Annotated in this window: 25 protein-coding genes and 1 pseudogene; 17 read left to right on the top strand and 9 right to left on the bottom strand. The window is 72.3% G+C overall.

All coding sequences use genetic code 11. The features are described from left to right. Positions 1–106 precede the first annotated feature (106 nt). Together AB0B39_RS25140 and AB0B39_RS25135 are read left to right on the top strand one after the other, a co-directional pair. Positions 107–1,186: a phosphotransferase family protein gene (locus AB0B39_RS25140; protein WP_357498616.1), complete on the top strand. Its 1,080-nt coding sequence runs from the start codon at positions 107–109 to the stop codon at positions 1,184–1,186. Then, entirely contained in the window at positions 1,186–2,394 is a 1,209-nt protein-coding gene (locus tag AB0B39_RS25135) for an acyl-CoA dehydrogenase family protein (protein ID WP_234581574.1), read from the top strand. Before AB0B39_RS25140 ends, AB0B39_RS25135 begins: the two co-directional genes overlap by 1 nt. Before the next feature lie 10 nt (positions 2,395–2,404). Here the strand turns inward: AB0B39_RS25135 and AB0B39_RS25130 are convergent, their stop codons facing one another. The 6 genes from AB0B39_RS25130 to AB0B39_RS25105 form a co-directional block, all read right to left on the bottom strand. After that, positions 2,405–3,451 (bottom strand): LacI family DNA-binding transcriptional regulator, encoded by a 1,047-nt coding sequence (locus AB0B39_RS25130; RefSeq protein ID WP_234581573.1) that lies wholly within the window; start codon positions 3,449–3,451, stop codon positions 2,405–2,407. Positions 3,452–3,530: 79 nt separating this feature from the next. Further along, the gene (locus AB0B39_RS25125) at positions 3,531–4,964 is read right to left on the bottom strand and encodes a GH1 family beta-glucosidase (protein ID WP_357575547.1); all 1,434 of its coding nucleotides are present in this window, start codon (positions 4,962–4,964) and stop codon (positions 3,531–3,533) included. Further along, the gene (locus tag AB0B39_RS25120) at positions 4,961–5,806 is read right to left on the bottom strand and encodes a carbohydrate ABC transporter permease (protein ID WP_234581704.1); all 846 of its coding nucleotides are present in this window, start codon (positions 5,804–5,806) and stop codon (positions 4,961–4,963) included. Before AB0B39_RS25120 ends, AB0B39_RS25125 begins: the two co-directional genes overlap by 4 nt. 73 nt (positions 5,807–5,879) lie before the next feature. Beyond that, the gene (locus AB0B39_RS25115; RefSeq protein WP_357498611.1) at positions 5,880–6,866 is read right to left on the bottom strand and encodes a sugar ABC transporter permease; all 987 of its coding nucleotides are present in this window, start codon (positions 6,864–6,866) and stop codon (positions 5,880–5,882) included. A 110-nt stretch (positions 6,867–6,976) separates the two neighbouring features. Next, positions 6,977–8,287, bottom strand: a complete 1,311-nt coding sequence (locus AB0B39_RS25110) for an extracellular solute-binding protein (protein WP_357498609.1) — start codon at positions 8,285–8,287, stop codon at positions 6,977–6,979. Positions 8,288–8,564: 277 nt separating this feature from the next. Then, a complete protein-coding gene (locus AB0B39_RS25105) occupies positions 8,565–9,110 on the bottom strand; it encodes a plasmid pRiA4b ORF-3 family protein (RefSeq protein ID WP_234581569.1) in 546 nt (181 codons plus the stop codon). Positions 9,111–9,260: 150 nt separating this feature from the next. Here AB0B39_RS25105 and AB0B39_RS25100 point away from each other — a divergent pair, with 150 nt between their 5' ends. The 10 genes from AB0B39_RS25100 to AB0B39_RS25055 all read left to right on the top strand — a co-directional run bounded on the left by AB0B39_RS25100 (position 9,261) and on the right by AB0B39_RS25055 (position 20,959). Continuing rightward, a complete protein-coding gene (locus tag AB0B39_RS25100) occupies positions 9,261–10,007 on the top strand; it encodes a pyrimidine reductase family protein (RefSeq protein WP_357575546.1) in 747 nt (248 codons plus the stop codon). 148 nt (positions 10,008–10,155) lie between these two features. Next, positions 10,156–11,916 carry an ATP-binding protein gene (locus AB0B39_RS25095; RefSeq protein WP_234581567.1) on the top strand — a complete coding sequence of 587 codons (1,761 nt, stop codon included), beginning with the start codon at positions 10,156–10,158 and terminating at the stop codon, positions 11,914–11,916. A gap of 17 nt (positions 11,917–11,933) precedes the next feature. Continuing rightward, the gene (locus AB0B39_RS25090) at positions 11,934–13,082 is read left to right on the top strand and encodes an exonuclease SbcCD subunit D (protein WP_234581566.1); all 1,149 of its coding nucleotides are present in this window, start codon (positions 11,934–11,936) and stop codon (positions 13,080–13,082) included. Then, positions 13,082–15,556 (top strand): SMC family ATPase, encoded by a 2,475-nt coding sequence (locus AB0B39_RS25085; protein WP_357575545.1) that lies wholly within the window; start codon positions 13,082–13,084, stop codon positions 15,554–15,556. The genes AB0B39_RS25090 and AB0B39_RS25085 overlap by 1 nt, the downstream gene beginning before the upstream one ends. A 55-nt stretch (positions 15,557–15,611) precedes the next feature. Beyond that, complete coding sequence (locus AB0B39_RS25080; RefSeq protein WP_357498602.1) at positions 15,612–16,571, top strand: hypothetical protein; 960 nt, start codon at positions 15,612–15,614, stop codon at positions 16,569–16,571. A 16-nt stretch (positions 16,572–16,587) separates the two neighbouring features. Further along, positions 16,588–17,445 (top strand): fused MFS/spermidine synthase, encoded by an 858-nt coding sequence (locus tag AB0B39_RS25075; RefSeq protein ID WP_357575544.1) that lies wholly within the window; start codon positions 16,588–16,590, stop codon positions 17,443–17,445. A gap of 136 nt (positions 17,446–17,581) precedes the next feature. Continuing rightward, positions 17,582–18,274 (top strand): sigma-70 family RNA polymerase sigma factor, encoded by a 693-nt coding sequence (locus AB0B39_RS25070; protein ID WP_007457036.1) that lies wholly within the window; start codon positions 17,582–17,584, stop codon positions 18,272–18,274. Further along, on the top strand, positions 18,271–19,053 hold the full coding sequence (locus AB0B39_RS25065) for a zf-HC2 domain-containing protein (protein WP_234589010.1): 783 nt from the start codon (positions 18,271–18,273) through the stop codon (positions 19,051–19,053). The genes AB0B39_RS25070 and AB0B39_RS25065 overlap by 4 nt, the downstream gene beginning before the upstream one ends. A gap of 205 nt (positions 19,054–19,258) precedes the next feature. After that, complete coding sequence (locus tag AB0B39_RS25060) at positions 19,259–19,912, top strand: hypothetical protein (protein ID WP_234589009.1); 654 nt, start codon at positions 19,259–19,261, stop codon at positions 19,910–19,912. Positions 19,913–20,038: 126 nt separating this feature from the next. Next, the gene (locus AB0B39_RS25055; protein WP_357575543.1) at positions 20,039–20,959 is read left to right on the top strand and encodes a DNA-3-methyladenine glycosylase 2 family protein; all 921 of its coding nucleotides are present in this window, start codon (positions 20,039–20,041) and stop codon (positions 20,957–20,959) included. 10 nt (positions 20,960–20,969) lie between these two features. Here the strand turns inward: AB0B39_RS25055 and AB0B39_RS25050 are convergent, their stop codons facing one another. Then, positions 20,970–21,473, bottom strand: a complete 504-nt coding sequence (locus AB0B39_RS25050) for a DUF1990 domain-containing protein (protein ID WP_357575542.1) — start codon at positions 21,471–21,473, stop codon at positions 20,970–20,972. A 95-nt stretch (positions 21,474–21,568) separates the two neighbouring features. Here AB0B39_RS25050 and AB0B39_RS25045 point away from each other — a divergent pair, with 95 nt between their 5' ends. Continuing rightward, on the top strand, positions 21,569–22,063 hold the full coding sequence (locus AB0B39_RS25045; RefSeq protein WP_357575541.1) for a GNAT family N-acetyltransferase: 495 nt from the start codon (positions 21,569–21,571) through the stop codon (positions 22,061–22,063). Here AB0B39_RS25045 and AB0B39_RS25040 read toward each other — a convergent pair. Next, positions 22,038–22,460, bottom strand: coding sequence for an SRPBCC family protein (locus AB0B39_RS25040; protein WP_357498591.1), 423 nt, complete (start codon positions 22,458–22,460; stop codon positions 22,038–22,040). The two genes, AB0B39_RS25045 and AB0B39_RS25040, sit on opposite strands and share 26 nt — an antisense overlap. Before the next feature lie 133 nt (positions 22,461–22,593). Beyond that, complete coding sequence (locus AB0B39_RS25035) at positions 22,594–22,806, bottom strand: hypothetical protein (RefSeq protein WP_039905709.1); 213 nt, start codon at positions 22,804–22,806, stop codon at positions 22,594–22,596. 135 nt (positions 22,807–22,941) lie between these two features. On the opposite strand from AB0B39_RS25035, the gene AB0B39_RS25030 reads away from it, so the two are divergent. The 4 genes and pseudogenes from AB0B39_RS25030 to AB0B39_RS25015 form a co-directional block, all read left to right on the top strand. After that, positions 22,942–24,057, top strand: coding sequence for an ATP-dependent DNA ligase (locus tag AB0B39_RS25030; protein ID WP_357575540.1), 1,116 nt, complete (start codon positions 22,942–22,944; stop codon positions 24,055–24,057). Positions 24,058–24,115: 58 nt separating this feature from the next. Continuing rightward, complete coding sequence (locus tag AB0B39_RS25025; RefSeq protein ID WP_357575595.1) at positions 24,116–25,687, top strand: alpha/beta hydrolase; 1,572 nt, start codon at positions 24,116–24,118, stop codon at positions 25,685–25,687. A 21-nt stretch (positions 25,688–25,708) separates the two neighbouring features. Then, complete coding sequence (locus tag AB0B39_RS25020; protein WP_234588999.1) at positions 25,709–26,161, top strand: GNAT family N-acetyltransferase; 453 nt, start codon at positions 25,709–25,711, stop codon at positions 26,159–26,161. Between the two features lie 321 nt (positions 26,162–26,482). Then, positions 26,483–26,569 (top strand): annotated as a pseudogene (locus tag AB0B39_RS25015) (bifunctional methylenetetrahydrofolate dehydrogenase/methenyltetrahydrofolate cyclohydrolase); the annotation flags it as partial. Positions 26,570–26,782 lie beyond the last annotated feature (213 nt).

The raw sequence follows: 26,782 nt of genomic DNA, 5'->3' as shown, positions 1-26,782 counted from the left end.
TGGCTCGACCCGCCGCGACGCCACATCGCCTGGCCACAGCGCTGACGATGACACGTCAGACGTATCTGACCTTGACAACGTGAACGGCCTGCCATCAACTAGTCGGATGAGTGATCCGGCCGTCGATGCGTCACGGCCGACGGCCGTTCCGGCCTCACCCGCGGGTCTGGCCCTGGACCGACTCGCCGACCATCTGGCGCAGCACCGACCCGAGCTGGCCGCCGGGCCGCTGCGCGCCCACCTGATCGCGGGCGGCAAGTCCAACCTCACCTACCTGCTGCGCATCGGCGACCGCGAGGTCGTGCTGCGCAGGCCACCGCTGGGGCACGTGCTGGCGACCGCGCACGACATGGCCCGCGAGTTCCGGGTCATCTCGGCGCTGGCGCCCACCGAGGTGCCGGTGCCCGGCGCGCTGCTGCTCTGCACCGACCCCGATGTGATCGGCGCACCGTTCTACCTGATGGAGCGGATGCCCGGCGAGGTGTTCCGCACCCGCGCGCAGACCGACCCGCTCGGCGACGACCGACGACGGGCCCTCGCCATGGCGATGATGGACACCCTCGCCGCGCTGCACACCGTCGAGCCCGCCGCCGTCGGGCTGAGCGACTTCGGCCGCCCCGAGGGCTACCTCGCCCGGCAGGTCCGCCGCTGGGCCGGGCAGCTCGACCGCTCGCGCAGCCGCGACCTTCCCGGCATCGACGAGCTGCGGGACCTGCTGGCCGCGACCGCCCCGGAGGGTGCGAACGCCGGCCGGATCGTGCACGGCGACTACCGGCTGGACAACCTTCTCGCCTCGGCCGACCCGGTGGCCGTGCACGCCGTCCTGGACTGGGAGATGGCCACCCTCGGCGACCCCCTCGCCGACCTGGGACTGCTCCTGACGTACTGGGATGTCCTCGGCGGCAGCGACACGGCCGAGGGTAACCCGGTCGCCGACGGGCTCGGGCCGCGCGCCGGCTTCCCCACCGGCGCCGAACTGATCGACAGGTACGCCGGGCGCAGCGACGTGGACGTCGGGCCACTGCACTGGCACGTGGCGCTCGGCTGTTTCAAGCTCGCGGTGATCTGCGAGGGCATCCACTACCGCCACACGCTCGGGCAGACGCTCGGCGAGGGCTTCGACCGGATCGGCGAGATGGTGGCACCGCTGGTCGCGCACGGGCTGACCGCCGCCAGGGAGCGGTGATGGACTTCTCGTACGACGCCCGGACCGAGGAGCTGCGCGACGAGCTGACCCGGTTCCTCACCGAACACGTCTACCCGGCCGAGGCGGTGCACGCCGAGCAGGTCGCCGCCGGTGACCCGTGGTCGCGTACCCCCGTGCTGGCCGAGCTCAAGGCCGAGGCCCGCAAGCGCGGCCTGTGGAACCTGTTCCTGCCCGATCCGCGTTACGGCGCCGGCCTGACCAACCTGCAGTACGCGCCGCTCGCCGAGCTGACCGGGCGCAGCCCGCACCTGGCGCCGGAGGCGGTCAACTGCGCGGCGCCGGACACCGGCAACATGGAACTGCTGGCCGAGTTCGGCTCGCAGGCGCAGCAGGAGCGCTGGCTGATGCCCCTGCTGGAGGGCGAGATCCGCTCCGCGTTCTGCATGACCGAGCCGGACGTGGCGTCCTCCGACGCCACCAACATCGCCACCCGGATCGTCCGCGACGGCGACGAGTACGTCATCAACGGCCGCAAGTGGTGGTCGTCCGGCGCGATGGACCCGCGCTGCGAGATCTTCATCGTGATGGGCAAGACCGATCCCGACGCCGACCGGCACCGCCAGCAGAGCATGGTGCTGGTCCCCCGGGACACCCCCGGCGTGCACGTCCGCCGGGGCATGACCGTCTTCGGCTACACCGACGGCTCACACGGTGGGCACGCCGAGATCGACTTCGTCGACGTCCGGGTGCCGGCGGAGAACCTGATCGGCGCCGAGGGCACCGGCTTCGCCATCGCCCAGGCGCGGCTGGGCCCGGGTCGGATCCACCACTGCATGCGATTGATCGGAATGGCTGAGCGGGCACTGGAGCTGCTCTGCCGCCGGGCCAACGAGCGGGTCGCGTTCGGCCGGCCGCTCGCCGAGCAGGGCGTCGTCCGGGAGTGGATCGCCGAGTCGCGGGTGCGCATCGAGCAGGCCCGCCTGCTGGTGCTCAAGACGGCCTGGTTGATGGACACCGTCGGCAACAAGGGCGCCCACACCGAGATCCAGGCCATCAAGATCGGCACGCCGGCGATGGCGGAGTGGGTGATCGACAAGGCCATCCAGGGGTACGGCGGCGCGGGCGTCAGCCAGGACACGCCACTGGCCGCCCTCTGGGCGCAGACCCGCACCCTGCGCCTCGCCGACGGCCCCGACGAGGTTCACCGCAACTCCCTCGCCAAGCGCGAACTCCGCCGCTGGGCCTGACCTCCGCCGCTCAGGCGGAGGCGCGGTGGACCAGCTGCGTGTCCAGGAGGATGTGCGGGGCCGGCAGGTCGTCACCGCGGATGCGTGCGACCAGCAGGCGGGCCATCTGTCGGCCCATCTCCTCCACCGGCTGGAAGACGGTGGTCAGCGGCGGATCCGCCTGTTGGGCGATCGTCGCGTCGTCGAAGCCGATCACCGCGACGTCCTCGGGGACACGTCGACCGGCCTCGCGCAGCGTACGCAGCGCGCCGAACGCCATCAGGTCGGACGCCACGAAAACGGCGTCCAGATCCGGGCAGGAGTCCAGCAGCCGACGCATGGCGGCTGCGCCGCTGCCCTCGCTGAAGTCGCCGTACGCGATCAGGTCGGGGTTGACGCCGCCCCCGGTGGCCTTGACCGCCTCGGTGTAGCCGGCCAGGCGGGCCAGGCCGGCGCCCATGTCCTGTGGCCCGGCGATGGTGCCGATGCGTCGACGCCCCTGCCCGGTCAGGTACTCCACCGCCTGCCGGGCCCCGCCAACGTTGTCCACGTCGACGAACCAGGCCGGCTGGGCGCCGGGTTGCAGCATGCGGGCGGGCCGACCGCCGAGCACCGCGGGCAGGCCGCGCTCCTCCAGCAGGGTCGGCAGCGGGTCGGAGTCGTGCAACGACAGCAGCAGTACGCCGTCGACGTGCTGGTTGGTCAGGTGGTGCTCGACCCGCTCCCGCTCGACCGGCGACTGGGCCATGGCCAGCCAGAGCTGCATCGGCGTTTCGAGCAGCGCGGAGCTGATGCCGCGCACGATCGAGGCGAAGAACGGCTCGGTGAAGACCCGCTCGCCGGACTCGGACACCACCAGGGCCACGGAGTCGGTGCGCTGGGTGACGAGCGCGCGGGCCGCGCGGTTCGGCACGTACCCCAGCTCGGCGATGGCCTGCTGGACAGCGGCCCGGGCCTCCGGGCTGACCTGGGGCGAGCCGTTGACCACGCGGGAGACCGTGCCTCGACCCACGCCGGCGCGCGCCGCGACCGCGTCGAGGGTCGGGCGCCCGAGCGACCGGGTGCGCTGCGTTGTCATCGTCTGCTCCTCCGACGGCGGGCGGGCCTGGCGCCACCCGAGGGTGGACACCAGGACCGCCCTGATGGCTGGCCCGAGCCTATTGTGCGGCCAGACCGTTGCGTCGGATCACCGAGGCGTACCACCTGGCGCTGGACTTGGGGATGCGAAGCTGGCTGTCGTAGTCGACGTGGATCATGCCGAAACGCTTCGTGTAACCCCAGGCCCACTCGAAATTATCCATCAGTGACCAGGCGAAGTATCCCCGCAGAGGCACGCCCGCGTTGATCGCCTCGTGGCAGGCGCGCAGATGGGCGTCGAAGTAGGCCAGCCGATCGCTGTCGTCGACCTCCCCGTCGACGACCGTGTCGACGAACGCGGAGCCGTTCTCGGTGACGTACAGGGGCAGGTCGGTGTACTCGTCGTGCACCCGCCGCAGCGTCTCGACCAGGCCCGGGGCGTCGATCTCCCAGTCCATGTCGGTGACCGGGAATCCCCGGCTGACGAAGCGGACGTCCTCGCTGCCCGGCCAGCACGACGGTTCCCGCCAGTACGGCTCGGGCTCGGCGCCCTCGACCGGCGCGGCGACCACGTGCCGGCTGTAGTAGTTGATCCCGACCAGGTCCAGCGGCGTGGCGATGGTCGCCAGGTCGCCGTCGCGGACGTGGTCGAAGTCGGTCACCGGCCGCAGGTCGGCGACCAGGTCCTCCGGGTACGAACCGCGCAGCAGCGGGTCGAGGAAGAAGCGGTTGGCCAGCCCGTCGATCCGCCGGGCCGCGTCGATGTCGGCGGGGGTGTCGCTGGCCGGGTCGACCGGGTACAGGTTGACCGTCACGCCCACCTCGGCGGTGGGGCGGGCGGCCCGCAGCGCCTGCACGGCCAGGCCGTGCCCGAGCATCAGGTGGTGCCCGGCGCGGACCGCGTCCGCGCCGTTCGACCGGCCCGGGGCGTGCACGCCGGAGCCGTACCCGAGGAACGCCGAGCACCACGGCTCGTTCAGCGTCGTCCAGTAGCGCACCCGGTCGCCGAGCGCGTCGGCGACGAGCGTGGTGTAGTCGGCGAAGCGCGCCGCGGTGTCCCGCGACGGCCAGCCGCCGGCATCCTCAAGCTCCTGCGGCAGGTCCCAGTGGTAGAGGGTCAGCCACGGCTCGATGTCGTGGGCCAGCAGGTCGTCGACCAGACGACTGTAGAAGTCCAGGCCCTGCGGGTTGGCCGCGCCCGAACCGCCGGGCTGCACCCGGGGCCAGGAGACCGAGAAACGGTACGACTTCAGGCCCAGCTCGGCCATCAGGGCGACGTCGTCGCGGACCCGGTGGTAGTGGTCGCAGGCCACGTCACCGGTGTGTCCGTTGACCACCAGGCCCTCGGTGTGGCTGAAGGTGTCCCAGATCGACGGGGTGCGGCCGCCCTCGGCCGCCGCCCCCTCGATCTGGTAAGCCGCTGTCGCGGCGCCCCACAGGAAGCCGGGTGGGAAGGTCAGCCCGGGGCGCTCGTCGAGGACGTCGACGGCGGGTGGGCTGGCGGGGTTGCTCACGACTTGACGGCACCTTCCATGATCCCGCCAATGATCTGGCGGCCGAACAGAACGAACACGATGAACAACGGAAGGGTCGCGATGAGCGTACCCGCGAAGATCTGAGAATTGTCCGCGAAGTACGCGGTGTTCAGACTGCGCAATGAGATCTGCACGGTCGGGTTGGCCGGGTCGGCGAGCACCACGAATGGCCAGAAGAACTGGTTCCACTGCTCCATGAAGGTGAGCAGCCCGAGCACTGCCGCCGCGGGTCGCAGCGCCGGCACCACCACGTGCCAGTAGACGCGCCAGGTGGAGCAGCCGTCGACCCGGGCCGCCTCGATCAGCTCGTTGGGCACCGCCTGCTCGGCGTACTGGCGCATCATGAAGATGCCGAATCCGCCGATCAGGAACGGCACGGTCACCGACGGCATGGTGTTCAGCCATTCCAGCTTCGCCATCAGGATGTACAGCGGCAGCACGCCGAGCTGGATGGGAATCATCATCGAGGCCAGGATGATCAGCAACAGTGCGTTCTTGCCACGGAAGCGCAGTTTCGCGAACGCGAACCCGGCGAGCGAGCCGAAGAACACGGTCGCCACCGTGATCGTGCCCGACACCAGGAACGAGTTCATCAGGCCCTTGACGATGTTCGCGTCGCCGTTGTCGAGCACCCGCTGGATGTTCTCGCCCAGCTTGCCGCCGGGCAGGAACGGCGGCGGCCAGGAGTTCGCGGCGTCGCTGGTCCGCGAGGCGATGACGATCATCCAGTAGAACGGGAACAGCGACAGGATCACGCCCAGGACGAGCCCGAACCAGGTCAGTGGGCTGGCCGTCCAGAGCTTCTCCGCCCGGTGGCGGATGCCGTTGCGCCCGGCCGTCGGTGGCTGGACCGCCGGCGGTCGCAGAGTGGTACTGGTCATGGGTGGGCCACCCTCACTTGTCGGAGCTGATTCGGCGGGCCAGCAGGTAGTTGAGGAACGAGACGGACGCGATCAGCAGGAAGAGCACCAGTGCGACGGCACCCGCGTACCCCCACCGGAACCGCTGGTTCATGACGTCCAGCAGGTACATCGTGATCGTCTGGAACTGACCCTCCGTGCCGCCGGAGAGCGCGCCCGAACCGCTGGTGAACATCAGCGGCTCGGTGAAGAGCTGCAGACCGCCGATGGTCGAGATGATCAGCGTGAAGATGATTGTGGGACGCAGCTGGGGGATGGTGATCGACCAGAACTGCCGGCGCTGGGAGGCGCCGTCGAGGGCGGCCGCCTCGTACACGTCCTTGTTGATCGACTGCATCGCCGCGAGGTAGATCAGGGCGTTGTAACCCACCCACCGCCAGTCGACCATCGTGGCGATGGCGAACCAGGAGGCGAAGCGGTTGGCCCGCCAGTCGACGGGGCCGACGCCGACCAGGTCGAGCAGCCAGTTCATCAGGCCGAACTCGCGGGCATAGATCATCGAGAAGATGAGCGCCACCACGGCGGTCGAGGTGATGATCGGCATCGCGATGGCCAGCCGGAAGAACATCTGACCGCGGATGCGCCGGTTCAGGGCGTTCGCCAGCAGCAGGGCGATGATCAGCTGCGGGATGGTGGAGAGGGCGAACATCCCGAAGGTGTTCACCACCGCGTTCCAGAACTGCGGATCGTTCGTGAACAACTCGACGAAGTTGTCCAGACCGACGAAGCTGATCGTCGCGTTCATCGGTGACCTGTCGGTCATCGCGATCCAGAACGTGTAGACGATCGGGTAGACGCCGAAGATCGCGAACAGCACGAAGAACGGCAGGACGAAGACGTACGGGGTGAAGCGCAGGTCCAGCCGGTTCAGCTGCCGGCGGCGCGCGGGTGAGTGCCGCGGAGCGGGACGCGACCGGCGGGCCGACGCATCCGGTGGCGCGGGGGTCTTCAGGGAGCTCATGAGCGGTCCTTCACACTCGGCGACGCCGTCGTGGGCGCCGCGGCAGGGCGTTCCGACGCGGGTTCACGGGTGGTGCCGGAGCGGCACCACCCGTGAGCGCGTCACAGCCGTTACTTGCCTGCGGCCTGGCCGTTCTTCACCGCGTCCTGCCAAGCGGCGTCGGCGGCCTTGCCCTGCTCGATGCTGCGCAGCGCGTTCTCGACCGCGTCCCGGACCGCCTGGTTCTTCGGGCCGAGGTAGACCGGCTTCAGCTCCTTCGCGCCGGCGGCGAAGATCTTGCCGATCGGCGCTCCGCTGAAGTACTCGTTGGTCGCGGCCAGCACGGCCGGGTCCTCAAGAGCCTGCGGCGACGAGGGCAGGTTGCCGACCTTCTTGAACGCCTCGGTCTGGCCCTTGGCGTTGGTGAGGAACTTGGCCAGCTCGGCGGCTTCCTTCTGGTGCTTGCTGGACTTCGGCACGGCCAGCCAGGAACCGCCCCAGTTGCCGCCGTTGCCCGGCGCCTTGGCGACGTCCCACTTGCCGGCCGCCGCGTCACCGGCCTGACCCTTGATGACACCCGTCATCCACGCCGGGCAGCCGATGGTGGCGAAGCTGCCGTTCTTGAAGCCGGCGTTCCACTCGTTGGAGAAGCTGCGCAGGTTGTTCGACAGACCCGCGCCGATCATCTTGGTGGTCGTCTGGAACGCGGTCTGCACGGCCGGGTTCTCGCCGATGACGAGCTTGTTGCTCTTGTCGAAGTAGGTGTAGCCGGTGCCCGCGCCCGCCGTCTGCATCAGCACGATGTTGTAGAAGTTGGTGGCCGAGTCGACGAACTTGTGCTTCTTGTCGGCGGCGGCGAACTTCTGCCCCTGGGCGATGAAGTCGTCCCAGGTCGGCCAGAGGGCGCCAACCTGCTCGCGGTCGGTCGGCAGGCCGGCGGCCTTGAAGAGGTCGCTGCGGTAGCAGACGGCCATGCCACCGACGTCGGTGCCGAGACCGAGCACCTTGCCGTCGGGGGTGACGCCACCCTCCCACTTCCAGGGCAGGAAGTTGGCCTTGAGGTCGTTGGCGCCGTGGTCGGCCAGGTTCACGAACTTGTCGGCCTGCGCGAAGAACTGCACGATCGTGCCCTCTTCGAGCGCGACGACGTCGCCGGCGCCGGCGCCCGCGGTGATCTGCTGCGTCAGCCGGGTGTTGTAGTCACCGAGGCCGAGGCCCTTGCCGCGCTCCTGGATGGTGACGTTCGGGTGCTCGGTCTGGTACTGCTTGTAAAGATCTTCGTATCCGAAGCCCTGGTCGCCGAAGACGTCGACGACCAGAGTGACCTTGCCGCCGCCCGAATCGGACGACGAGTCGTCGCCGCCGCAGGCGGTCGCCGAGGCGAGTACGGCGACGGACGCGAGCGCGATCGCCGCAAAGCGGCGACGTGAGGTGACGCTCATCCTGACCCCTCTCAAGTGGTGAGGCTTGGTGTGTCGTGCGTGGTGGGGGGTGCTGCAACGCCCCTGCCGTCGCCGGACCGGTGGTCCCCGGTGGTCCTGAACGATGTGGGGAGAACTGTGAAGGAGACTTCCGCCACTCCCCCGGGAGCGCTCCCATGAGATTGCCGGGGCGCTACCAGGGTGTCAATAGACCATTGGGAGCGTTCCCAGATCGTTACCGCCCTGTTTCGGGCCGGCACCGCAGGTGACGAACGCCGGGCCGTACGCCCGGTCGGGATCAGCAGAAGCGACGCAGCAGTGTGGTGGCGACCGTGGGATCGAAGAACGTCGGATCGAAGCCCGCACCGACCCAGTCCCGCAGCACCGGCGCCTCCGGATGGGTCGGATCAGCCAGGGCCGCGAGCAGCGCCTGGTAACCCGGCGGGCCGCCGATGCCCTCCGGAGGGCAGGCCCGCTCGCCGTCCAGGCAGACCGGGTACCGCTCGTCCTGGTCGGCGGTCAGCGCGTCCTCGACGACGAGGTCGTGCTCCCACCAGTCACCGAAGTCGTACGTGTAGGAGAACCTGCTGCCCTTGCCGAGGACAGCGTCCAGCCGGACGTCCAGCTCGTCGTGCAGCGCCAGGCCCCCGTCCGGGTCCGGCTCGCCGTACGCCACCGCGTCGATCTCGAACGAGTGCAGGTGGCAGTCCCGCCAGCCCATCGCGTGCTGGGCGACCCGGTGCAGTCGGTCCAGCGTGTAGCCGGCCGGGACGAGCACCCGGCGCCACACCGACGGACGTACGCCGGCGAGGGACATCTTCAACTGGAAGATCTGACGCGGCATGCTGTCCTGTCCTCCGGCGGCTTAGGCTGCGAGCATGATCTGCCGAGCGTGCCGGGCCCGGCGGCACGACGACTGCCCGGGCCGGAACTGGTGCGACTGCCAGCACCGTACCGCCGAACCGACCCCTCCGGTCACCGGTCCGGCCGGCGAATGACGGTCGGAATTCCGATCCGGCGGCTCTGGCCCGAGCCGTCAACCCAGCCGCTCGACGACGCCGGGCTGACCGCGCTCTACCAGCGCGCGGACCAGCCCCGACTGCGGGTGAACTTCGTCGCCAGCCTGGACGGCGCGGTGAGTGTGGACGGCTACTCCGCCGGCCTGTCCGGCGAGCCGGACAAGCGGGTCTTCGGCGTACTGCGGATGCTCTGCGACGCCCTGGTGGTGGCCGCCGGCACCCTGCGCCACGAGGGTTACCGGGCGGTCCGCCTCGACGAGCGCCGCCGCGCCTGGCGCCGGGACAACGGGCTGGCGGAGTATCCGACGCTGGTGGTCGTCTCCGGCTCCCTCGACCTGGACCCGGCGCAGGCGGCCTTCGCCGACGCCCCGGTCCGGCCGATCGTGCTCACCCGCGCCGACGCCACCCCGCCGCCCGGCCTGACCGACGTAGCCGACCTGCTGCGCTGCGGGACCGACCGGGTCGACCTCGCCGCCGGCCTGGCCGAACTGCACCGGCGCGGGCTCACCCAGCTGCTCTGCGAGGGCGGCCCGCACCTGCTCGGCGCGCTCACCGCAGCGGACCTGGTGGACGAGCTGTGCCTCACCGTCGCGCCACTGCTCGCCGGCGCCGGCGCGGGCCGGATCAGCGCCGGCGACGCCAGCCCGCCCCGGCACCTGCCGCTGCGGCACGTGCTCGCCGCCGACGACGGCGTCCTCATGCTCCGCCACGCCCGCCAGTGACGAACCGTCGCCCGGTCACACACCCAGCGTCGCGAGTGTGACCGGGCATCGTGTCCTCCGCCGCGTCGCGTGGCGACCTGTCGTACTCCTCGGGCAGGATGCACGTCATGCGCGCCGACCGTGATGCCCGACCGAGCCGAGTCGCCCGATGACCGACGCCGACCACGACGGCCTGGACGGCCCGGGCCAGCCGGTCGGCCGGGTCCTCGGCACCGCCGACGCGACCCCGTTGCAGTTCTGGACGGCCGTGGCGCCCGGCAGTTACCTCCAGCTCGACGACGTGGTGGTCACCCGCCGCGAACTGCCCGACCGTGAGCCGGTGACGATCGCCGGGGTGGTCACCCAGGTCCGGGCCCGGCACGAGGGCGCCCAGTTCGACTCCGACGTGTTCGCCATCGCCGACGGCACGCTGCCCGCCCAGGTGCAGGAGGCGGCCGAGGTCACCACCACGCGGGTCGACCCGGAGTTCTACGTGCCGCCGACCCCGGGGGCGGTGGTGCACCGGGCCGAGGGCGACGCACGCGCACGCGCGCTGCACTTCGACCGGATGGAACGGCGCATCCCGATGGGCATGGGTCGCGACGGGGTCCCGGTCTACCTGAACGCCGACTTCCTCGACGGCAGCCGGGGGGCGCACGTCTCCATCTCCGGCATCTCCGGTGTGGCCACCAAGACGAGCTTCGCCACCTTTTTGCTCTACTCGGTGTTCCGATCCGGCGTCCTGGGCGGCGACGCGGTGAACGCCAAGGCGCTGATCTTCAACGTCAAGGGCGAGGACCTGCTGTTCCTCGACCACCCCAACACGCGCCTCGACGAGCCGACCCGAGCGGCGTACGCGAAGCTGGGCCTGAGCGCCGGCGCCTTTCCCGACGTGCGGGTGTACGCCCCGCCGCGCCCCGGCGACTCGTCCGGCACTCCCGACGTGAGCAGCCGCCTCACCGGCGTGGACGCCTTCTACTGGACGCTGAGCGAGTTCTGTGCCGACCGCCTGCTGCCCTACGTCTTCGCCGACGCCGACGACGAGCGCCAGCAGTACACGATGGTCGTGCACTCGGTCACCGCACACCTGGCCCGCTACGCCCAACCCGCCGACGGTGGGGTGAGCATCGACGGGGTCCGGCTCGGCTCCTACGGCGATCTCGTCGACCACATCGTCGATGCGCTCAACGACGACGAGACCCGCTCCGACTGGGCGGGCAGCGCGGTCGGCCTGGGCACCGTCAACGCGTTCGCCCGCCGGCTGATCGGCAGCAAGAAGGACCTCGCCCGGCTGATCCGCGGCGACCTGGCGACCCGTCGCCCGCACTCGATCAACACCAGCGAGTCGGCCCAGGTGACGGTGGTCGACCTGCACAACCTTCCGGACCGGGCCCAGCGGTTCGTCGTCGGCGTGACGCTCAAGAGCGAGTTCGAGCGCAAGGAGAAGTCCGGCACCGCCAAGCCGTTGCTGTTCGTCGTCCTCGACGAGCTCAACAAGTACGCCCCCCGGGAGGGCTCCTCCCCCATCAAGGAGGTGCTGCTCGACATCGCCGAGCGGGGGCGGTCGCTCGGGGTCATCCTGATCGGCGCGCAGCAGACGGCGAGCGAGGTGGAGCGGCGCATCGTCACCAACTCGGCGATCCGGGTGGTCGGCCGGCTCGACCCGGCCGAGGCGTCCCGCCCGGAGTACGGGTTCCTGCCGCCCGCGCAGCGGCAGCGGGCGCTGCTCGCCAAGCCGGGCACCATGTTCGTCAATCAGCCGGACATCCCGGTGCCGCTCTGCCTGGAGTTCCCCTTCCCGGCGTGGGCGACCCGGGTCTCCGAGGCGGGCCGCGCCCCCTCGGAGACGCTGCGCTCGATCACCCAGTCCGCCGACCCGTTCGCCGTGGTGGGCTCCGGCGGCGGCACCGACGACGACATCCCGTTCTAGGCAGGGCCGGTGCAACTGTGAAGATCCTGCACACCTCCGACTGGCACGTGGGCAAGGTGCTCAAGGGGCAGTCCCGGGCCGAGGAGCACAAGGCAGTCCTGGCCGGGGTGATCGACATCGCCCGTGCCGAACAGCCGGATCTGGTGATCGTCGCCGGTGACCTCTACGACACGGCCGCGCCGACCTCGGAGGCGACCCGGCTGGTCACCCGGGCGCTGACCGCGCTGCGGCGGACCGGCGCGGACGTGGTCGCGATCGGCGGCAACCACGACAACGGCCCGGCGCTGGACGCGCTGCGGCCATGGGCCGAGGCCGCCGGCATCACGCTGCGCGGTGGCGTGCGCGAGAACCCGGCCGAGCACGTGATCGACGGCACCACTGCCGGCGGGGAACGGTGGCAGCTGGCCGCGCTGCCGTTCCTGTCCCAGCGGTACGCCATCCGCGCGCTGGAGATGTACGAGCTGACCGCCGCGGAGGCCAACCAGACGTACGCCGACCACCTGGGCCGGGTGCTGGGCCGCCTCACCGAGGGCTTCGCCGAGCCGGACCGGGTGCACCTGGTCACCGCGCACCTGACGGTGACCGGCGCGGCGGCCGGCGGCGGTGAACGGGACGCGCACACGGTGCTCGGCTATGCGGTGCCGGCCACCGTCTTCCCCGCGACCGCGCACTACGTGGCGCTGGGCCACCTGCACCGGGCTCAGCGCGTCGAAGGCCCGTGCCCGGTCCGGTACAGCGGCAGCCCGCTCGCCGTCGACTTCGGCGAGCAGGAGAACGTGCCGTCGGTGACGATCGTCGAGGTGACCGCCAGCACGGCCGCGCGGGTGCGGGAGGTGCCGGTGACCGCGGCGAGCGCGCTGCGGACGGTCCGCGGCACACTGGCCCAGCTCGCCGAGATCGAGGCGCCCGACGCCTGGCTGCGGGTGTTCGTGCGGGAGCAGCCCCGCGCGGGCCTGCGCGAGGAGGTCCAGGAGCTGCTTCCCCGGGCGCTGGAGATCCGGATCGACCCGGAGCTGCTGGCGGCGCCGGGCAGCGGCACGCGGATCGCGCAGCGGTCGGGGCGTTCCCCCCGTGAGTTGTTCGGCGACTACCTGGACAGCCGGGGCCACGACGACGAGGGCGTACGGGAACTCTTCGACGAGCTCTTCGAGGAGGTCGAGCACTGATGCGTCCGATGCGGTTGGACATGGCCGGGTTCACGGTCTTCCGGGACGAGACCACTGTCGACTTCACCGACGCGGACTTCTTCGCGCTGATCGGCCCGACCGGCTCGGGCAAGTCCACGGTGCTGGACGCCATCTGCTTCGCCCTCTACGGCACGGTGCCCCGCTGGGGTGGCGCCCGAGGGCTGGCCAACGCCCTCGCGCCGTCGGCGACCGAGGCCCGGGTGCGGCTGGTCTTCGAGTCCGGCGGTGCCCGGTACGTGGCGACCCGGGTGGTGCGCCGGGACGGCCGGGGCAACGTGAAGACAGCGAACGCCGGGCTGCAGGTGATGCCGGCCGGCTTCGACGTGACCAAACTCGACACCGGGTTGAGCCCGGACGACCTCGGCGAGGTGATCGCCGGGACGCCCGCCGAGATGGAACACGCGGTGCTGGAGGCGGTCGGGCTGCCGTACGAGCAGTTCACCAGCTGCGTGGTGCTGCCGCAGGGCCAGTTCGCCGACTTCCTGCACGCCAAGCCGGCGACCCGGCAGCAGATCCTGGTCAACCTGCTCGGCCTCGGCGTCTACGAGGACGTGCAGAAGCGGGCCACGGCGCGCGCCACGCAGGCGGAAGCCCGGCTGGACGCGGTCGACCAGGTGCTCGCCGGCCTGACGGGGGTGGACGACGAGGCGTTGGCCGAGGCCGACGCCCGGGTGAGCCGGATGGCCGAGCTGGCCGACGCGGTGACCGGGGCAATGCCGGAGCTGGCGGCGGCCCGGGCACGCGCGCGGGAGGCGGCGGCCGCCCTGACCGCGCTCGACGACGAGCTGGGCGTGCTGTCCGGGGTGCGCGCCCCGCGCGGGGTGGCCGAGGTGGCCCGCGCGGTGACCGCGGCCCGGGCCGAGGCCGACGCTGCCGCCTCTGCGGTGTCGCTGGCCGAGGAGCGGGAGGAGAAGCTGCGCGGTGAGCTGGCCGGCGCGGGTGACGAGAGCGCGCTGCGGTTGCTGCTGCGGGCGTACGACGACCGGGATCGGCTGACCGGCGAGGCCGACACGGTCCGCGCGGCCGTGCGCGCGGCGGACGAGGAGCACGCCACGGCGGTCGCGGCGCTGGCCGCCGCCCGCGCGGACGCCGAGCGGGCCGAAACCGAGCTGGAGGCGGCCTTCCGGGCGCACGAGGAGGCGAAGGCCACCGACCTGGCGGTCAGCCTGCGCGTGCACCTGCATCCCGGTGCGCCCTGCCCGGTGTGCGAGCACCCGGTGGCCGAGGTGCCGGCGGTTCCGCCGGACTCGGCGGTGGCCGCCGCGACGGCCGCCGGCAAAGCGGCGCGGGCCGCCACCAAGGCGGCGCAGACGGTGGTGCAGCAGCGCGACGCCGCGGCGCGTGACCTGGAGCGGCTGCTGGTGCAGGCCCGCGCCCGGCAGGAGCAGGTGGACGCCCGGCTGACCGAGCTGGGCGGGCAGCTCGCGGGCGCGGCGGAGCCGGCGGTGCTGCGCCGCGAGTTGGCCGAGCACGCCCGACTGCGACGCGCCCTGGACGAGGCGGCGACCGCCGTACGGGCCGGCCGGGACAGCGCCCGCCAGTCGCGCGCGGGTGTGGACGCGGCCGAGGAGCGTCTGCGGTCGGCGTGGCGGGGCTTCGACACGGCCCGTGACGCTCTGGCGCGGTTCGGTCCGCCGGCAGCCGACCGGGACGACGTGGCGGCCTCGTGGGCGGCGCTTACCGACTGGGCGGCGGCCGAGGCCGAGCGCCGCCGCGCGGACCGGGCCGGCCGGGCCACAGTCGTCGCCGACGCCGAGGCGGCGGCCGACGCGGTGCAGCGGCGGATCACCGACCTCTTCGCCGCCGCCGACGTGCCCGTCGGCGAGGACCCGGTGCACGCCGCGACGGTGGCGGTGGAGCGGGCCGAGGCCGACCGTCGCCGGCTCGCCGAGCGCCGCGAGCAGGCCGGCACGTTGCGTGAGCAGCGGGCCGGGCACGAGCGCGAGGCGCAGGTGGCGCGGGCCCTCGCGGGGCACCTGCGGGCCAACAACTTCGAGCGGTGGCTGCTGGCCGAGGCGTTGGACCTGCTTGTCGACGGCGCGTCGGGGATCCTGCGGGAGCTGTCCTCGGGCCAGTACGAGCTGGTCCACGACAAGGGCGAGTTCTTCGTGGTCGATCACCATGACGCGGGACTGCGCCGGGGTGTGCGCACCCTCTCCGGCGGCGAGACGTTCCAGGCGTCGCTGGCGTTGGCGCTGGCGCTCTCCGAACAGCTGGCCGGCATGTCGACGACCGCGGCGAGTCTGGAGTCGATAGTCCTGGACGAGGGCTTCGGCACGCTGGACACGGCCACCCTGGACACGGTGGCCGCGACCCTGGAGAACCTGGCCGCCCGGGGTGACCGGATGGTCGGCGTGGTCACGCACGTCGCGGCGCTGGCCGAGCGGATCCCGGTCCGCTTCGAGGTGCGCAAGGATGCCCGCTCGGCGCGCGTCGAACGGACGGGCCGGTGAGCGCGAGGAGTGCAGCGCAGCGGAGCCCCGCAGTCGCGAACGAAAGGTCGGACCGGTGAGCGACGCCGCGTTCTTCGTCGACTCGTGGGATCCGGCGTACGGTGCGTCGTTCGAGGCGTCCGCGTCCGGGCCGGCGACGCCGAGCAGCGCGCAGGTCGACGCCGACGTGGAGCTGCCGGCCGTCGACTGGCGGGCGATCGGGGTACGCGCGGACGTGCGGGCCCCGGACGTGGTGTTGCTTGTCGACGGGGTCCGCCGGATCGACGCGAGCATCTGGACGGCCGAGGCGGACGGCGGTTCCTTCCCGGGGCTGGCGGCGTCGTACGCGGCCGGGGTGGTCCGCTGTGACCTCGGTCGGGGTGCGGCCCAGTTGGCCGGCACGCAGGTGGGCCGGGGTCTGTTCACGGCGAGCCCGTCGGCGCAGGACGTGGTGGCGGGCGCGATCCGCTACCCGGTGCACCGGGTGGGCGGCACCGGCGAGTTGGCGAAGCTGCCGGCGGCGGTGCAGGGTCCGTTGACCGCGCTGGAGGTGGCGGTGTCCGACGCCGCCCGGGTCGACGGTGACCTGTTGGTGGTGGACGGCCCGTTGCGTAGTCGCCGCCAGTTGCCGCGCACGCTCGGCTACATCAAGACCCAGCACAGCCAGTACCTGGACGCCCGGCTGACGGCGGTGGTGACGTCTCTGGCGTCCGGTCAGCGGTCACCGGTGTTCCGGCTCGGCACGGCGTGGGGCGGGTGGTCGTGGTATTTGCGGCTGCCGGTGGCCGTGGGTGCGCCGTGGGCCGGGATCGTCCGGGTGGAGTGCTCCGCCGACCTGCCCGTCGAGGCGGCGATCGACCTGGCCGACCTGTCGTTGGTCACGCTGCCCCGCTTCGCGTCGACTCCGTACAAGGATCCGCGGGCGCCGCAGAACCTCATTCCGATCGCCGGTCTGGAGCGCCGCCTGCGGGCGTTGCTCGGTGATTCCCGTCTGCTGCACCGCGCGTTGACCACCGCGGCGCGCGTCGGCCGCTGAGCGGGGGCCGGTCGCGGTGGGACGCAAACGGGCTGATGACCGGGTGGTCGAGCAGGTGGACACCGGGCTGGCCGAGCTGGTGCCGTCGCCGGACCGGGCCGGTTCGTGGACGCTGCTGTTGGACGGGGCACCGCAGTCGCACGTGGACCTGACCGATCCCACGCATCTGGAGTTCGAGTACGTCCGGCGGCTGGCCGCCGCACTGGACCTGGTGGCGCCGCCCGGTGAGCCCCTGCGGGTGCTGCACCTGGGCGGTGGGGCGCTGACCCTGCCCCGCTACGTGTCGGCCACCCGGTCCGGGTCCACCCAGCGGGTGTCCGAGGTGGACGGCGCTCTGGTGGAGCTGGTGCGCCGCGCCTTGCCCTGGCCGGCGGACACCCGGCTGCGGGTCCGCGTGCAGGACGCGCGGGCGGTGCTGGCCTCGACACGGGACGCCAGCTACGACGTGGTGGTCGCCGACGTCTTCGCCGGTGCCCGCACGCCGGCGCATCTCACGTCGGTGGAGTACGCCGCCGAGGTGGCGCGGGTGCTCCGCCCGGCCGGCTGGTTGCTGGCGAATCTGGCCGACGGCCCGCCGCTGCGGTACGCCCGTTCCCAGGTCGCCACGGTGCGCTCGGTGCTGCCGCAGGCGTGCCTGGTCGGTGACGCGGCGGTGCTGCGCGGTCGCCGGTACGGCAATCTGGTGCTGGTCGCCGGGCGGACGACTCCCCCGGTGCCCGCGTTGACCCGGCGGGCGGCCGGGGACTGGTTCCCCGGGCGGGTGGTGGCCGGCGACGAGTTGGACCGTTTCGTCGGTGGCGCGGCGGTGGTGCGCGACGCGGACGCCACCGGCTCGGATCCGCCTCCGCCGGGGTTGTTCTCCGTCCGCCGCTGACCGGCCGCTCCGAGTCCGCCGACCGCTCCGTCGAACTTTTTTCGCGGTTTGTTGATCCGCTCGGGGCGGCGCTGCGTACCACCGGGCGGCCCGCCTTGTGGGGGCGGCGTTGGTAACGGACATCCCGGAGGTCTGCATGCATGCGGTGGCGGCCGGTTGGCACGGCGACGCGGTTCGCGCAGACTGGTTGTCCGCGCGGTCGTCGTCGCGGCCGACCTCGTCTGCCCGGGGGGTCGACGCCCGAGCCACGTCTCGCCAAAATGGTCCGGTGACGCCCCGACCGGCGCCCGGGCGCCACCAGGCGACGACAACCGAGGCGAACCACTCCGACCAGTTGATCCGGCTGCTCTACGCCGAGCACGCCGGCCCGTTGCTGATGTTCGTCATGCGGCTCACCGGGGGGGACCGGCAGCGCGCGGAGGACATCGTGCAGGAGACGCTGCTGCGGGCCTGGCGTAACGCGCACCGTCTCGGCGCGCAGGGGCAGGGTTCGCTGCGGCCGTGGCTGGTCACGGTGGCCCGGCGGATCGCCATCGACGAGCACCGCAGCCAGGAGGCCCGGCCGCCGGAGACGTACGACCGGGACCTGACCGCGTTCGCCGAGGCGGACAGCACCGACCGGGTGCTGCGCACGATGACGGTGGCGGACGCGCTGCGTACGCTGAGTCAGTCGCATCGGGAGATCCTGATCGCGACGTACTTCCGGGGGCGGACGGTGCCGGAGGCCGCCGAGGAGTTGGGGCTTCCGCTGGGCACCGCCAAGTCGCGGGTCTACTACGCGCTGCGCGCGCTGCGCACGGCTCTGCAGGAGCGGGGGGTGACAGAATGAGCCGGCCAGACCACATGGACGTCGCCGCGTACGCGCTCGGCGTGCTCGACGAGCAGGACACCGAGCGGTTCGAGGAGCATCTCGCCGCGTGCTGGGCGTGCGCGGCCGAGCTGGAGACGATGGTGCCGGTGGTGGGGCTGCTCTCCGGCATCGACGGCGAGACGATGATGGCGCTGGAGCAGACCGCCACCGATCCGGCGCTGCTGGACCGGACGTTGGTAGCGGTCCGGGCCGACCGACGGCGTACCCGGTTTCGTCAGCTGCTCGCGACCGCCGCGGCGGTGGTGGTCTTCGGCGGGTTGACGGGTTACGGGTTCGTGAGTGTGGCCGGGGACGAGGCGCCGGGGATTCTCGCGGATCCGACGACGAGCGCCGCCGCCAACGACCCGCCGACGAGCGCGCCGACCGCGCCGCCGAGCGGCCCGGGTGTCGGCGGCACCGAGGAGGAGGGCGACCAGGTCGACGCCACGGACCCGACGACGGGCGTGCAGACGACGATGTTCCTGGTCGAGCGGGAGTACGGCACCCGCATCAACTTCAGCCTGCGGAAACTGCCCGGCCCGCGTGTCTGCCGCTTGATGGTGGTGCGCAAGAACGGCACCACTGAGGTGATTTCGACGTGGTCGGTGCCCGCGGGCGGCTACGGGACGAACAATCGCCCGCAGGGTCTTGAGCTGAGCGCTTCGACGTCCGCGTTGGCGAGCGACATCAAGCAACTGCAGGTGCAGTCGGTCGACGGCAACGGTGTGGCCAGTCCGCTGGTCACGGTGCCCATGTAAGTCGCGTACCATCCTCGACGCCGGTCATTGTCTCAATGACCGGCGTCGATCTGTTGTGGAACTGCGGCCCCCGCGTGGAGGGCCATACGGATGGCCGCTCACATCGGTTCAATCCATTCGCGTGAAATTGACCACTGTTACTCCTTCAACCTTGACAGCCTGCCCGCCGTACCTATGGGTGAACTGCCAAGAATGAGGAGGGCACGTGGCACAGATGAAGCGGACCGTCATCGTCGCGAGCGCGATGGTCGCACTAACGGCCTGCGCTCCCGCGGGTTACGACGGGGCGAACTCGAGCGCGGCCGAGCCGGTCGCCGTCGCCGCGGCCGAGCCCACCGCGTCGGCTGAACCCGAGGCGTCGGCATCCGCGGAGGCGCCGGTCGCCGACGCGCCGCCGCCCGCGGACGTCGAGCTGACCGAGCAGTTGATCGGCAAGAAGATCGCCCGGATGGGCAACGTCGTGACCGACCAGGACGGCTGGGTCCTGTACCGCTTCGACAAGGACACCGCCGACCCGCCCGCGTCGAACTGCGTCGACAAGTGCGCGCAGGTGTGGCCGCCGGCGTTGACCGACGGTAACCCGCAGCTCACCGGCCTCTCCGACGACAAGGTCGGCAGCGTCACCCGGCAGGACGGCACCCGACAGCTCACCATCGGCGGCTGGCCGGTGTACCGCTACATCGGCGACAAGAAGCCCGGCCAGTGGAAGGGTCAGGCCGTCGGCGGCACCTGGTTCGTGGTCGACCAGAACGGCAAGAAGAACCTGACCTGCCTGCCCACCTCGACGCCGAAGGCCGTCGCGCCGCCGGCGGCGGACAGCGGGTCGAGCGACGCCGGCGGTTCGGGTTACTCGTACTGATCCCGTTACGCCAGGGCACGGTGGCCGGTCGCAGCCGGGGAGGGCCGCGGCCGGCCATCGCCGTGCCCGGAGCCCGGCGGCGACGGCGGCGACCGGCCCCGCACCCTGACCTGGCAGAGTGGGAGGGTGACCGAGACCGAGCCCGCCGCGACGAGGGTGCTGCACCCGCCCGTCGGCTACCGGCTGGCCGCGTCGGTCCGCGGCCTGACCTTCAGCCCGTACGACCCGTGCGCGCGCGTCGCCGCCGGCACGTTCTGGTGGGCCACCCGCACCCCCGACGGGCCGGCGACCCTCGCTCTGCGGCCGGCGGGCGGTGAACTGCTCGCCGAGGGTTACGGGCCGGGCGCCGAGCACGTGGTGGAGCGCGCCGACAGGATCGCCGGGCTGCACGACGACCTGAGCGGCTTCGCCGAGTTGGCGTCGACGCACCCGCTCGTCGCCCGGCTGGCCCGGGAGCACCGAGGGCTGCGCATGCCCACCACCGGGCAGGTGTTCCCCCGGCTGCTGCGCGCGGTCTTCGAGCAGAAGGTCACCGGCAAGGAGGCGTACCGGGCGTACGCGGCGACCGTGCGGCACTTCCGGGAGCCGGCCCCCGGCCCGCTGCAACCGCTGCTGCTGCCGCCCGAGGCCGCCGCGGTGGCCGCCACCCCGTACTGGGTGTTCCACCCGTTCGGCGTGGAGCAGCGCCGGGCCGACACGCTGCGTCGCGCCGCCGCGCTCGCCGATCGGCTGGAGCGCTGCGTGGACTCCACCGAGGCCACCCGCCGGCTGACCGCCATCGCGGGCATCGGCCCGTGGACCGCCGCCGAGGTGGTCCGGATCGCCTACGGTGACCCGGACGCGGTAAGCGTCGGCGACTACCACATCCCGAACACGGTGGCCTGGGCGCTCGCCGGCGAACCGAGGGGTGACGACGCTCGGATGCTGGCCCTGCTGGAGCCGTTCCGGGGGCATCGGGGTCGGGTGTGTCTGCTGCTGGAGGCCGCCGGCATCCAGGCGCCGAAGTACGGCCCGCGCGCCCCGATCCGCTCGTTCGCCCGCTTCTGACGCCGGCCGGTCACCGTCCCGCGCAGAGCCGGCGCAGAGTGCGACCGAGCCACCAGGCGTACGCGTGCTGCACCGCCTGGACGGCCGGACCGGCGGCGCGGGTGAACCAGCGGTCCGGGAGGCTGAACGCGCGTACCTCGAACCAGACCGCGCCGCTGTCGTCGTGGCCGACCACGAACGCCTCCTCGCCCCGCTCCGGGTGACCGGGGAGGGTGCCGTAGCCGAAGCCGGCGAGCGTGGGCGACTCGTCGCTCCAGACCACCCGGCAGGGCCCCCACACGCGGGCCGACCCGACCCCGAGACCGGCAGTGACCAGCACACCCTCGGTGGCCCGTGCCGCGTCGGTGCGCATCCGGACCCCGGCGGCGCGGTGCAGCCGCCAGCTCAGCACCGCCTCGGCCGCAGTCTCGAAACAGCCGGTCGGCAACGGCGTCCGGTGGCGCAGGTGGTGGTATCCGCCGGGCAGCGCGCCCTGCCGGGTCCGTCCCACCTCCGGGTACGTCAGCTCGGCCACCGCTCCCCCTCGTCGTCGCCGGACACGGGCCAGGGTACGGCGGTCGCGATCGGGTCGCCGGTGGACGAGGCGGGCGGCTGTGGTGTGCTGCACGGATGAGCGTCGAGCCCCGCATCGTCCCGGCCGGTGTCGCGGACGCCGGCGAGATCCTCACCGTGCAGCGCGCCGCGTACCTGACCGAGGCGCAGCACTACGCCGACCCGTTCCTGCCACCGTTGACCGAGACGTTGGACGAGGTCCGGGAGGTGTTGACCGGCCCGACGACGGTCCTCGCCGCCCGGCTGGGGCACCGGCTGGTCGGCTCGGTGCGGGCCCGTCCGGACGGGGACACCGCGCACATCGGGCGTCTGTCGGTCGCACCGGACCAGCAGGGACGGGGCATCGGCGTTGCGCTGCTCGCCGCGATCGAGGCGGCCTGCCCGGCCGAGGTGGCAGTGTTCACCCTGTTCACCGGCGCGGACAGCACCCGCAATCTGCGGCTCTACCAGCGGCTCGGCTACCGGGTCGTGGCGCACCGCCCGGACCCGAACGGCGTCCTGTTGGCGGTGCTGGAGAAGCCTGTCGTCAGCTCCGCTCAGCTCGGGCCCTGAGTCCGTCGGCCTCCAGCCGGAGGTAGCGCCGCAGCAGACCGCCGTAGAGCAGGCCGATCAGCCCGGCGAGCGGCCCGGCCTGGTCGATGGCCACCTCGACCCGGGTACGCCCGCCGGGCAGCGGCAGCACCCGGTGCTCGCCGCGGGTGCGCACGCCCGGGGTGTCGGAGACCCAGGTGAATTCCCGCCCCTCGGTCAGCTCGGTGACCCGCCACACCGCCGGCCGCAGTTTCGGCTGGGTCAGGCGGGCTGTCGCACCGACCGCGAGGGGCCCCGACTCACCCCGCTCGGCCCGGCTCACCGAGGCCGTCCACTCTGGCCACCGCGCCACGTCGACAAGCAGCGCCCACACCCGCCCGGCGTCCGCGCCGATCTCCGTGTCCGCTTCGAACCGCATCGCGTCCCCTTCCCGGCGGCGCCGGCCGGCGCCGCCACGTCCTGTCGACGACGCTGCCCGTCGGATCGTGACGGCGGCATCCACCGGCCGGTCCGATCGTCAATCGGGCCGCGGGTCCGCCGGCCGCGCGGGATCAGGCGGCCTCGCGCAGGTCCGCCAGACTCAATGGGGTACGCCGACGCAGCAGCTCCTCCAGCTCCGCCACCGACCCGACCTCGCCGAGCACGTTGCGGCCACCGCCGAACCGCTGCGGGTAACGGCGGGTCAGCCGGTAGCGGTAGCGGCCCCGGATCAGCTCCACGCTCACCCGCCACCGCCCGCAGCAGTCACAGACCCACTCGGACACCAGGCGAAACTAGCTCTGACCTGGGGTTATCTGATTCGCCCAGGCAGGACGAGCGGCGCGCGGGCGGACACGCCACCGCCGTGCCCACGGTGATCTGCCTCACGACTGTCGGCCCCGTCTGATTGACTGGTCGCCGTGGACCTGCCGATCAACCCGCCCGTCGAGCCGATGCTGGCCAAGAGCGTTTCGAAGCTGCCCACCACCGCCGGCGTGACCTACGAGCCCAAGTGGGACGGGTTCCGGTGCATCGTGTTCCGTGACGGCGACGAGGTCGAGCTGGCCAGCCGGGGCGGCAAGTCGATGACCCGCTACTTCCCCGAGGTGGTCGAGCAGGCCCGCCGTCAGCTGCCCGAGCGGTGCGCCGTCGACGGCGAGCTGATCGTGATCCGGCGGGACGGGCCGTCCGGCCAGCCCCGGCTCGATTTCGAGCTGCTGGCCCAGCGCATCCACCCGGCGGCGTCGCGGGTGAAGCTGCTCGCCGAGACCACTCCCGCCGACTTCGTCGCCTTCGACCTGTTGGCGATCGGTGACGAGACGCTGCTCGACCAGCCGTACCCGCGCCGCCGGGAGCGTCTGGTCCAGGCGCTGGCCGGGGTGCGCCCGCCGGTGCACGTCACCCAGGTCACGACCGACCCGGAGACCGCGCGCCGCTGGTTCGACGTCTTCGAGGGCGCCGGGCTGGACGGGCTGATCGTCAAGCCGGCCGACCTGCCGTACGAGCCGGGCAAGCGGTTGATGTTCAAGGTCAAGCACTCCCGTACGGCCGACGCGGTGGTCGCCGGCTTCCGCTGGCACAAGTCCGGCCCGGTGGTGGGTTCGCTGCTGCTCGGCCTCTACGACGACGCGGGAGTCCTGCACCACGTCGGGGTGAGCGCGTCGTTCAGCATGGCCCGCCGCGCCGAGTTGCTCGACGAGCTGGCGCCGTACCGGGACATCGGCGACGAGCACCCGTGGGTGCACGGCGACCACGAGCGTGGCCAGCGCATTCCGGGTGGGGTGAGCAGGTGGACCGGCACCAAGAACCTGGAGTGGGAGCCGCTGCGTCCGGAGCTGGTGGTCGAGGTGGGTTACGACGCGATGGAGGGCGAGAGGTTCCGGCACACCGCCCAGTTCGTCCGCTGGCGGCCGGACCGCGACCCCCGCTCCTGCCGCTACGACCAGCTCGACCGTCCGATCCGCTTCGACGTGGACCAGGTGCTGCGCGGCGATCCGGCCGTCACCCTCGATCGGGCCGCCACCGGCCCGGCGTAGCCTGGCCGTCGACCCGACACCGGAGGATCACGTGAGCCGCACCGCCGTCCAGCCTCGGATGACGACCAGTCGCCGGGTCCGTCGCAGCCTCGTCGCCTTCGCCGTGGCGGCGCTGCTCACCGCCGGCTGCACGCTGCCGGCGTTCGCGCCGCGCACCGACGTGGAGGGTGCGGCGGCGCCGGCCGGCTCGTCGGCGACCTGGCGGCCCTGCCCGGAGGCTGCTGAGGACCTGGTCGGGCGGGGCGCTCCGGACATGCGCTACGAGTGTGCCCGGATCACGGTTCCCCGGGACTGGGGCGCCGGCGGTGGGGCGACCGCCGGGCCGGGCGTCGGCGAGACCTTCGAGATCGCCCTGCTGCGGGCCCGGTCCACCAAACAGCGGGACCGGATCGGCTCACTGGTGGTGAACCCCGGCGGCCCGGGTGGCTCCGGTGTGGACACTGCCGTCTACCTCTCCTTCGGCCCCCAGTTCGGTGGGCTGCCCGCCTCGGTCACCGAACGCTTCGACATCGTCGGCTTCGACCCGCGTGGTGTGTCCCGGTCGAGTCCGGTGAAGTGCATCTCCGACGCCGACCTGGACGCCAGCTTCGGCTACGACCCGGATCCGGCGAGCCAGGCGTCGTTCGACGGCTTCGCGGGGCTGAGCCAGCGCATCGGGCGCGGCTGCGGGGACCGCTACGGCGACCAGTTGCCGCTGTACGGCAGCGAGCAGGCCGCCCGGGACATGGACGCGGTCCGCGCGGCGGTGGGCGACGACAAGCTCACCTACCTGGGCTACTCCTACGGCACGCTGCTCGGCGCCATCTACGCCCAGCTCTACCCGCAGCGGGTGCGCGCGCTGGTGCTCGACGGCGCCGTCGACCCGCAGCAGCGGCTGATCGCCGGGTCGGAGAGCCAGGCCCGCGGGTTCGAACGAGCCTTCGACAACTTCACCCGCTGGTGCGCCGCGAACGCCGCCCGCTGCCCGATCGCCCCGGACGCCCGCGCCGCCGTGACCTCGGCCATCGACAAGGCCAAGGTCTCCCCGGTCCGCGGTGACGACGGGCGGGAGGCCACGGCGGGCTGGGTCTTCTACGCGGTCATCTCCTCGCTCTACACGGAGGCCGGCTGGCAGGAGCTGGCCCGGGCCATCGACCGGCTGGCCGAGGGCGACCCGAAGGACGTGTTCCGCCTCGCCGACTCGTACGCCGGCCGGGAGGGCGACGGGCACTACTCGAACCTGTTCGACGCCAACCTCGCCATCAACTGTGCCGACGAGACCGAGAAGCCGAGCCGGGAGCAGATCCGTCAGTTGCAGTCGCAGTGGCGGACGAAGTACCCGCTGTTCGGTCCAGCGCTCGCGGTCGGCATGTTGAGCTGCGTCGAGTGGCCGGGTGGGCGGGACCCGTACCCGACCGGTCGGGCCAACGGCGCACCGCCGGTCGTGGTGGTCGGCACGACCGGCGACCCCGCCACGCCGTACGAGCAGACCGGCCGCCTCGCCTCGATGCTGGGTGTCGGCCGGGTGCTCACCTGGGAGGGCGAGGGGCACACCGCTTACCCGCAGACCTCCTGCATCACCAAGGCCGTCGACGCGTACCTGCTCGACCTGACCGTGCCCAAGGAAGGGCTGCGCTGCCCGGCCAAGTGACAGCTGTGCCACGCTGACGGCATGACCGACGTGATCTTCCGCGAGGCGGTACGGGCCGACCTGCCCGCCGTCATCTCCCTGCTCGCCGACGACGTCCTGGGCAAGACCCGCGACTTCACCGAGGTCGATGAGGCGTACGAGCGTGCGTTCGCCGACATCAGCGCCGACCCGCGCAACCAGCTGATCGTCGCCGAGCAGGGCGGTGAGCTGGTCGGCTGCCTCCAGATCACCTACATCCCGGGGCTCGGCCGGCACGGCGCCGAACGGTCTCTGATCGAGGCGGTCCGGGTCCGCTCGGACCGACGCGGCCAGGGCCTCGGCCGGGAGTTGATGACCTGGGCCATCGACCAGGCCCGGCAGCGGGGCTGCGCCCTGGTGCAGCTCACCACGGACAAGTCCCGCGCCGACGCGCACCGCTTCTACCTGGGGCTCGGCTTCGTGGCCAGCCACGAGGGCATGAAGCTCCCGCTCTGACGCGACCGGCGCTGTCGGGATGCCGAGTCGTCAGGACGCCGGTCGCGAGCCCGTCAACGTCGCCAGCGAGTCGACGTCGTCAGCCCGTTGGCCGGCTTCGGCGCGCTGTGGCGTCTCAGGTCCCCAGGGTGCACCTTCGGTCCTGTCGAGCTGCCCCAGATTTGGGGCACGGAACCACGGCGGTGGCGGCGGAAAGGGCCTAGGCCCACACACCGACCGCCCAGCACGGCACCCACACACCCCACCCAGCACGGCGCCCACACAGCCCCACCCAGCACGGGCCCGTACACCCCGCCCGACACAAGACGCGCACTCCTTTCGCGCGACCGCTACACGGGCGACGTCGACCCGGAGGTGGCCGAGACGGCCGGCGCGCTGGTCCCGATGCCCGGCCGCGTCGGCCCAATGGCCCATATCCGGGGCAGCTCGAACGGCCGACGCGCCGACCTCGATACCCAGCCACGCCGGCCCGACGGTCCACATCCGGGGCAGCTCGAACGGCCGACGCGCCGACCCCGATACCCAGCCGCGTCGGCCCAATGGCCCATATCCGGGGCAGCTCGAACGGCCGACGCGCCGACCTCGATACCCAGCCACGCCGGCCCGACGGTCCACATCCGG

It is taken from the genome of Micromonospora sp. NPDC049114 (genome assembly GCF_040648635.1).
GTDB lineage: Bacteria > Actinomycetota > Actinomycetes > Mycobacteriales > Micromonosporaceae > Micromonospora.
This window is presented reverse-complemented; position numbering and strand designations above follow the sequence as displayed.

Excerpts from the sequence above, each read along its gene's own strand:
- AB0B39_RS25140 (WP_357498616.1), top strand. The coding sequence starts at position 107 with ATGAGTGATCCGGCCGTCGATGCGTCACGGCCGACGGCCGTTCCGGCC.
- AB0B39_RS25135 (WP_234581574.1), top strand. The coding sequence starts at position 1,186 with ATGGACTTCTCGTACGACGCCCGGACCGAGGAGCTGCGCGACGAGCTG.
- AB0B39_RS25130 (WP_234581573.1), bottom strand. The coding sequence starts at position 3,451 with ATGACAACGCAGCGCACCCGGTCGCTCGGGCGCCCGACCCTCGACGCG.
- AB0B39_RS25115 (WP_357498611.1), bottom strand. The coding sequence starts at position 6,866 with ATGAGCTCCCTGAAGACCCCCGCGCCACCGGATGCGTCGGCCCGCCGG.
- AB0B39_RS25110 (WP_357498609.1), bottom strand. The coding sequence starts at position 8,287 with ATGAGCGTCACCTCACGTCGCCGCTTTGCGGCGATCGCGCTCGCGTCC.
- AB0B39_RS25105 (WP_234581569.1), bottom strand. The coding sequence starts at position 9,110 with ATGCCGCGTCAGATCTTCCAGTTGAAGATGTCCCTCGCCGGCGTACGT.
- AB0B39_RS25100 (WP_357575546.1), top strand. The coding sequence starts at position 9,261 with ATGACGGTCGGAATTCCGATCCGGCGGCTCTGGCCCGAGCCGTCAACC.
- AB0B39_RS25095 (WP_234581567.1), top strand. The coding sequence starts at position 10,156 with ATGACCGACGCCGACCACGACGGCCTGGACGGCCCGGGCCAGCCGGTC.
- AB0B39_RS25085 (WP_357575545.1), top strand. The coding sequence starts at position 13,082 with ATGCGTCCGATGCGGTTGGACATGGCCGGGTTCACGGTCTTCCGGGAC.
- AB0B39_RS25070 (WP_007457036.1), top strand. The coding sequence starts at position 17,582 with ATGCATGCGGTGGCGGCCGGTTGGCACGGCGACGCGGTTCGCGCAGAC.
- AB0B39_RS25065 (WP_234589010.1), top strand. The coding sequence starts at position 18,271 with ATGAGCCGGCCAGACCACATGGACGTCGCCGCGTACGCGCTCGGCGTG.
- AB0B39_RS25045 (WP_357575541.1), top strand. The coding sequence starts at position 21,569 with ATGAGCGTCGAGCCCCGCATCGTCCCGGCCGGTGTCGCGGACGCCGGC.
- AB0B39_RS25040 (WP_357498591.1), bottom strand. The coding sequence starts at position 22,460 with ATGCGGTTCGAAGCGGACACGGAGATCGGCGCGGACGCCGGGCGGGTG.
- AB0B39_RS25025 (WP_357575595.1), top strand. The coding sequence starts at position 24,116 with ATGACGACCAGTCGCCGGGTCCGTCGCAGCCTCGTCGCCTTCGCCGTG.
- AB0B39_RS25020 (WP_234588999.1), top strand. The coding sequence starts at position 25,709 with ATGACCGACGTGATCTTCCGCGAGGCGGTACGGGCCGACCTGCCCGCC.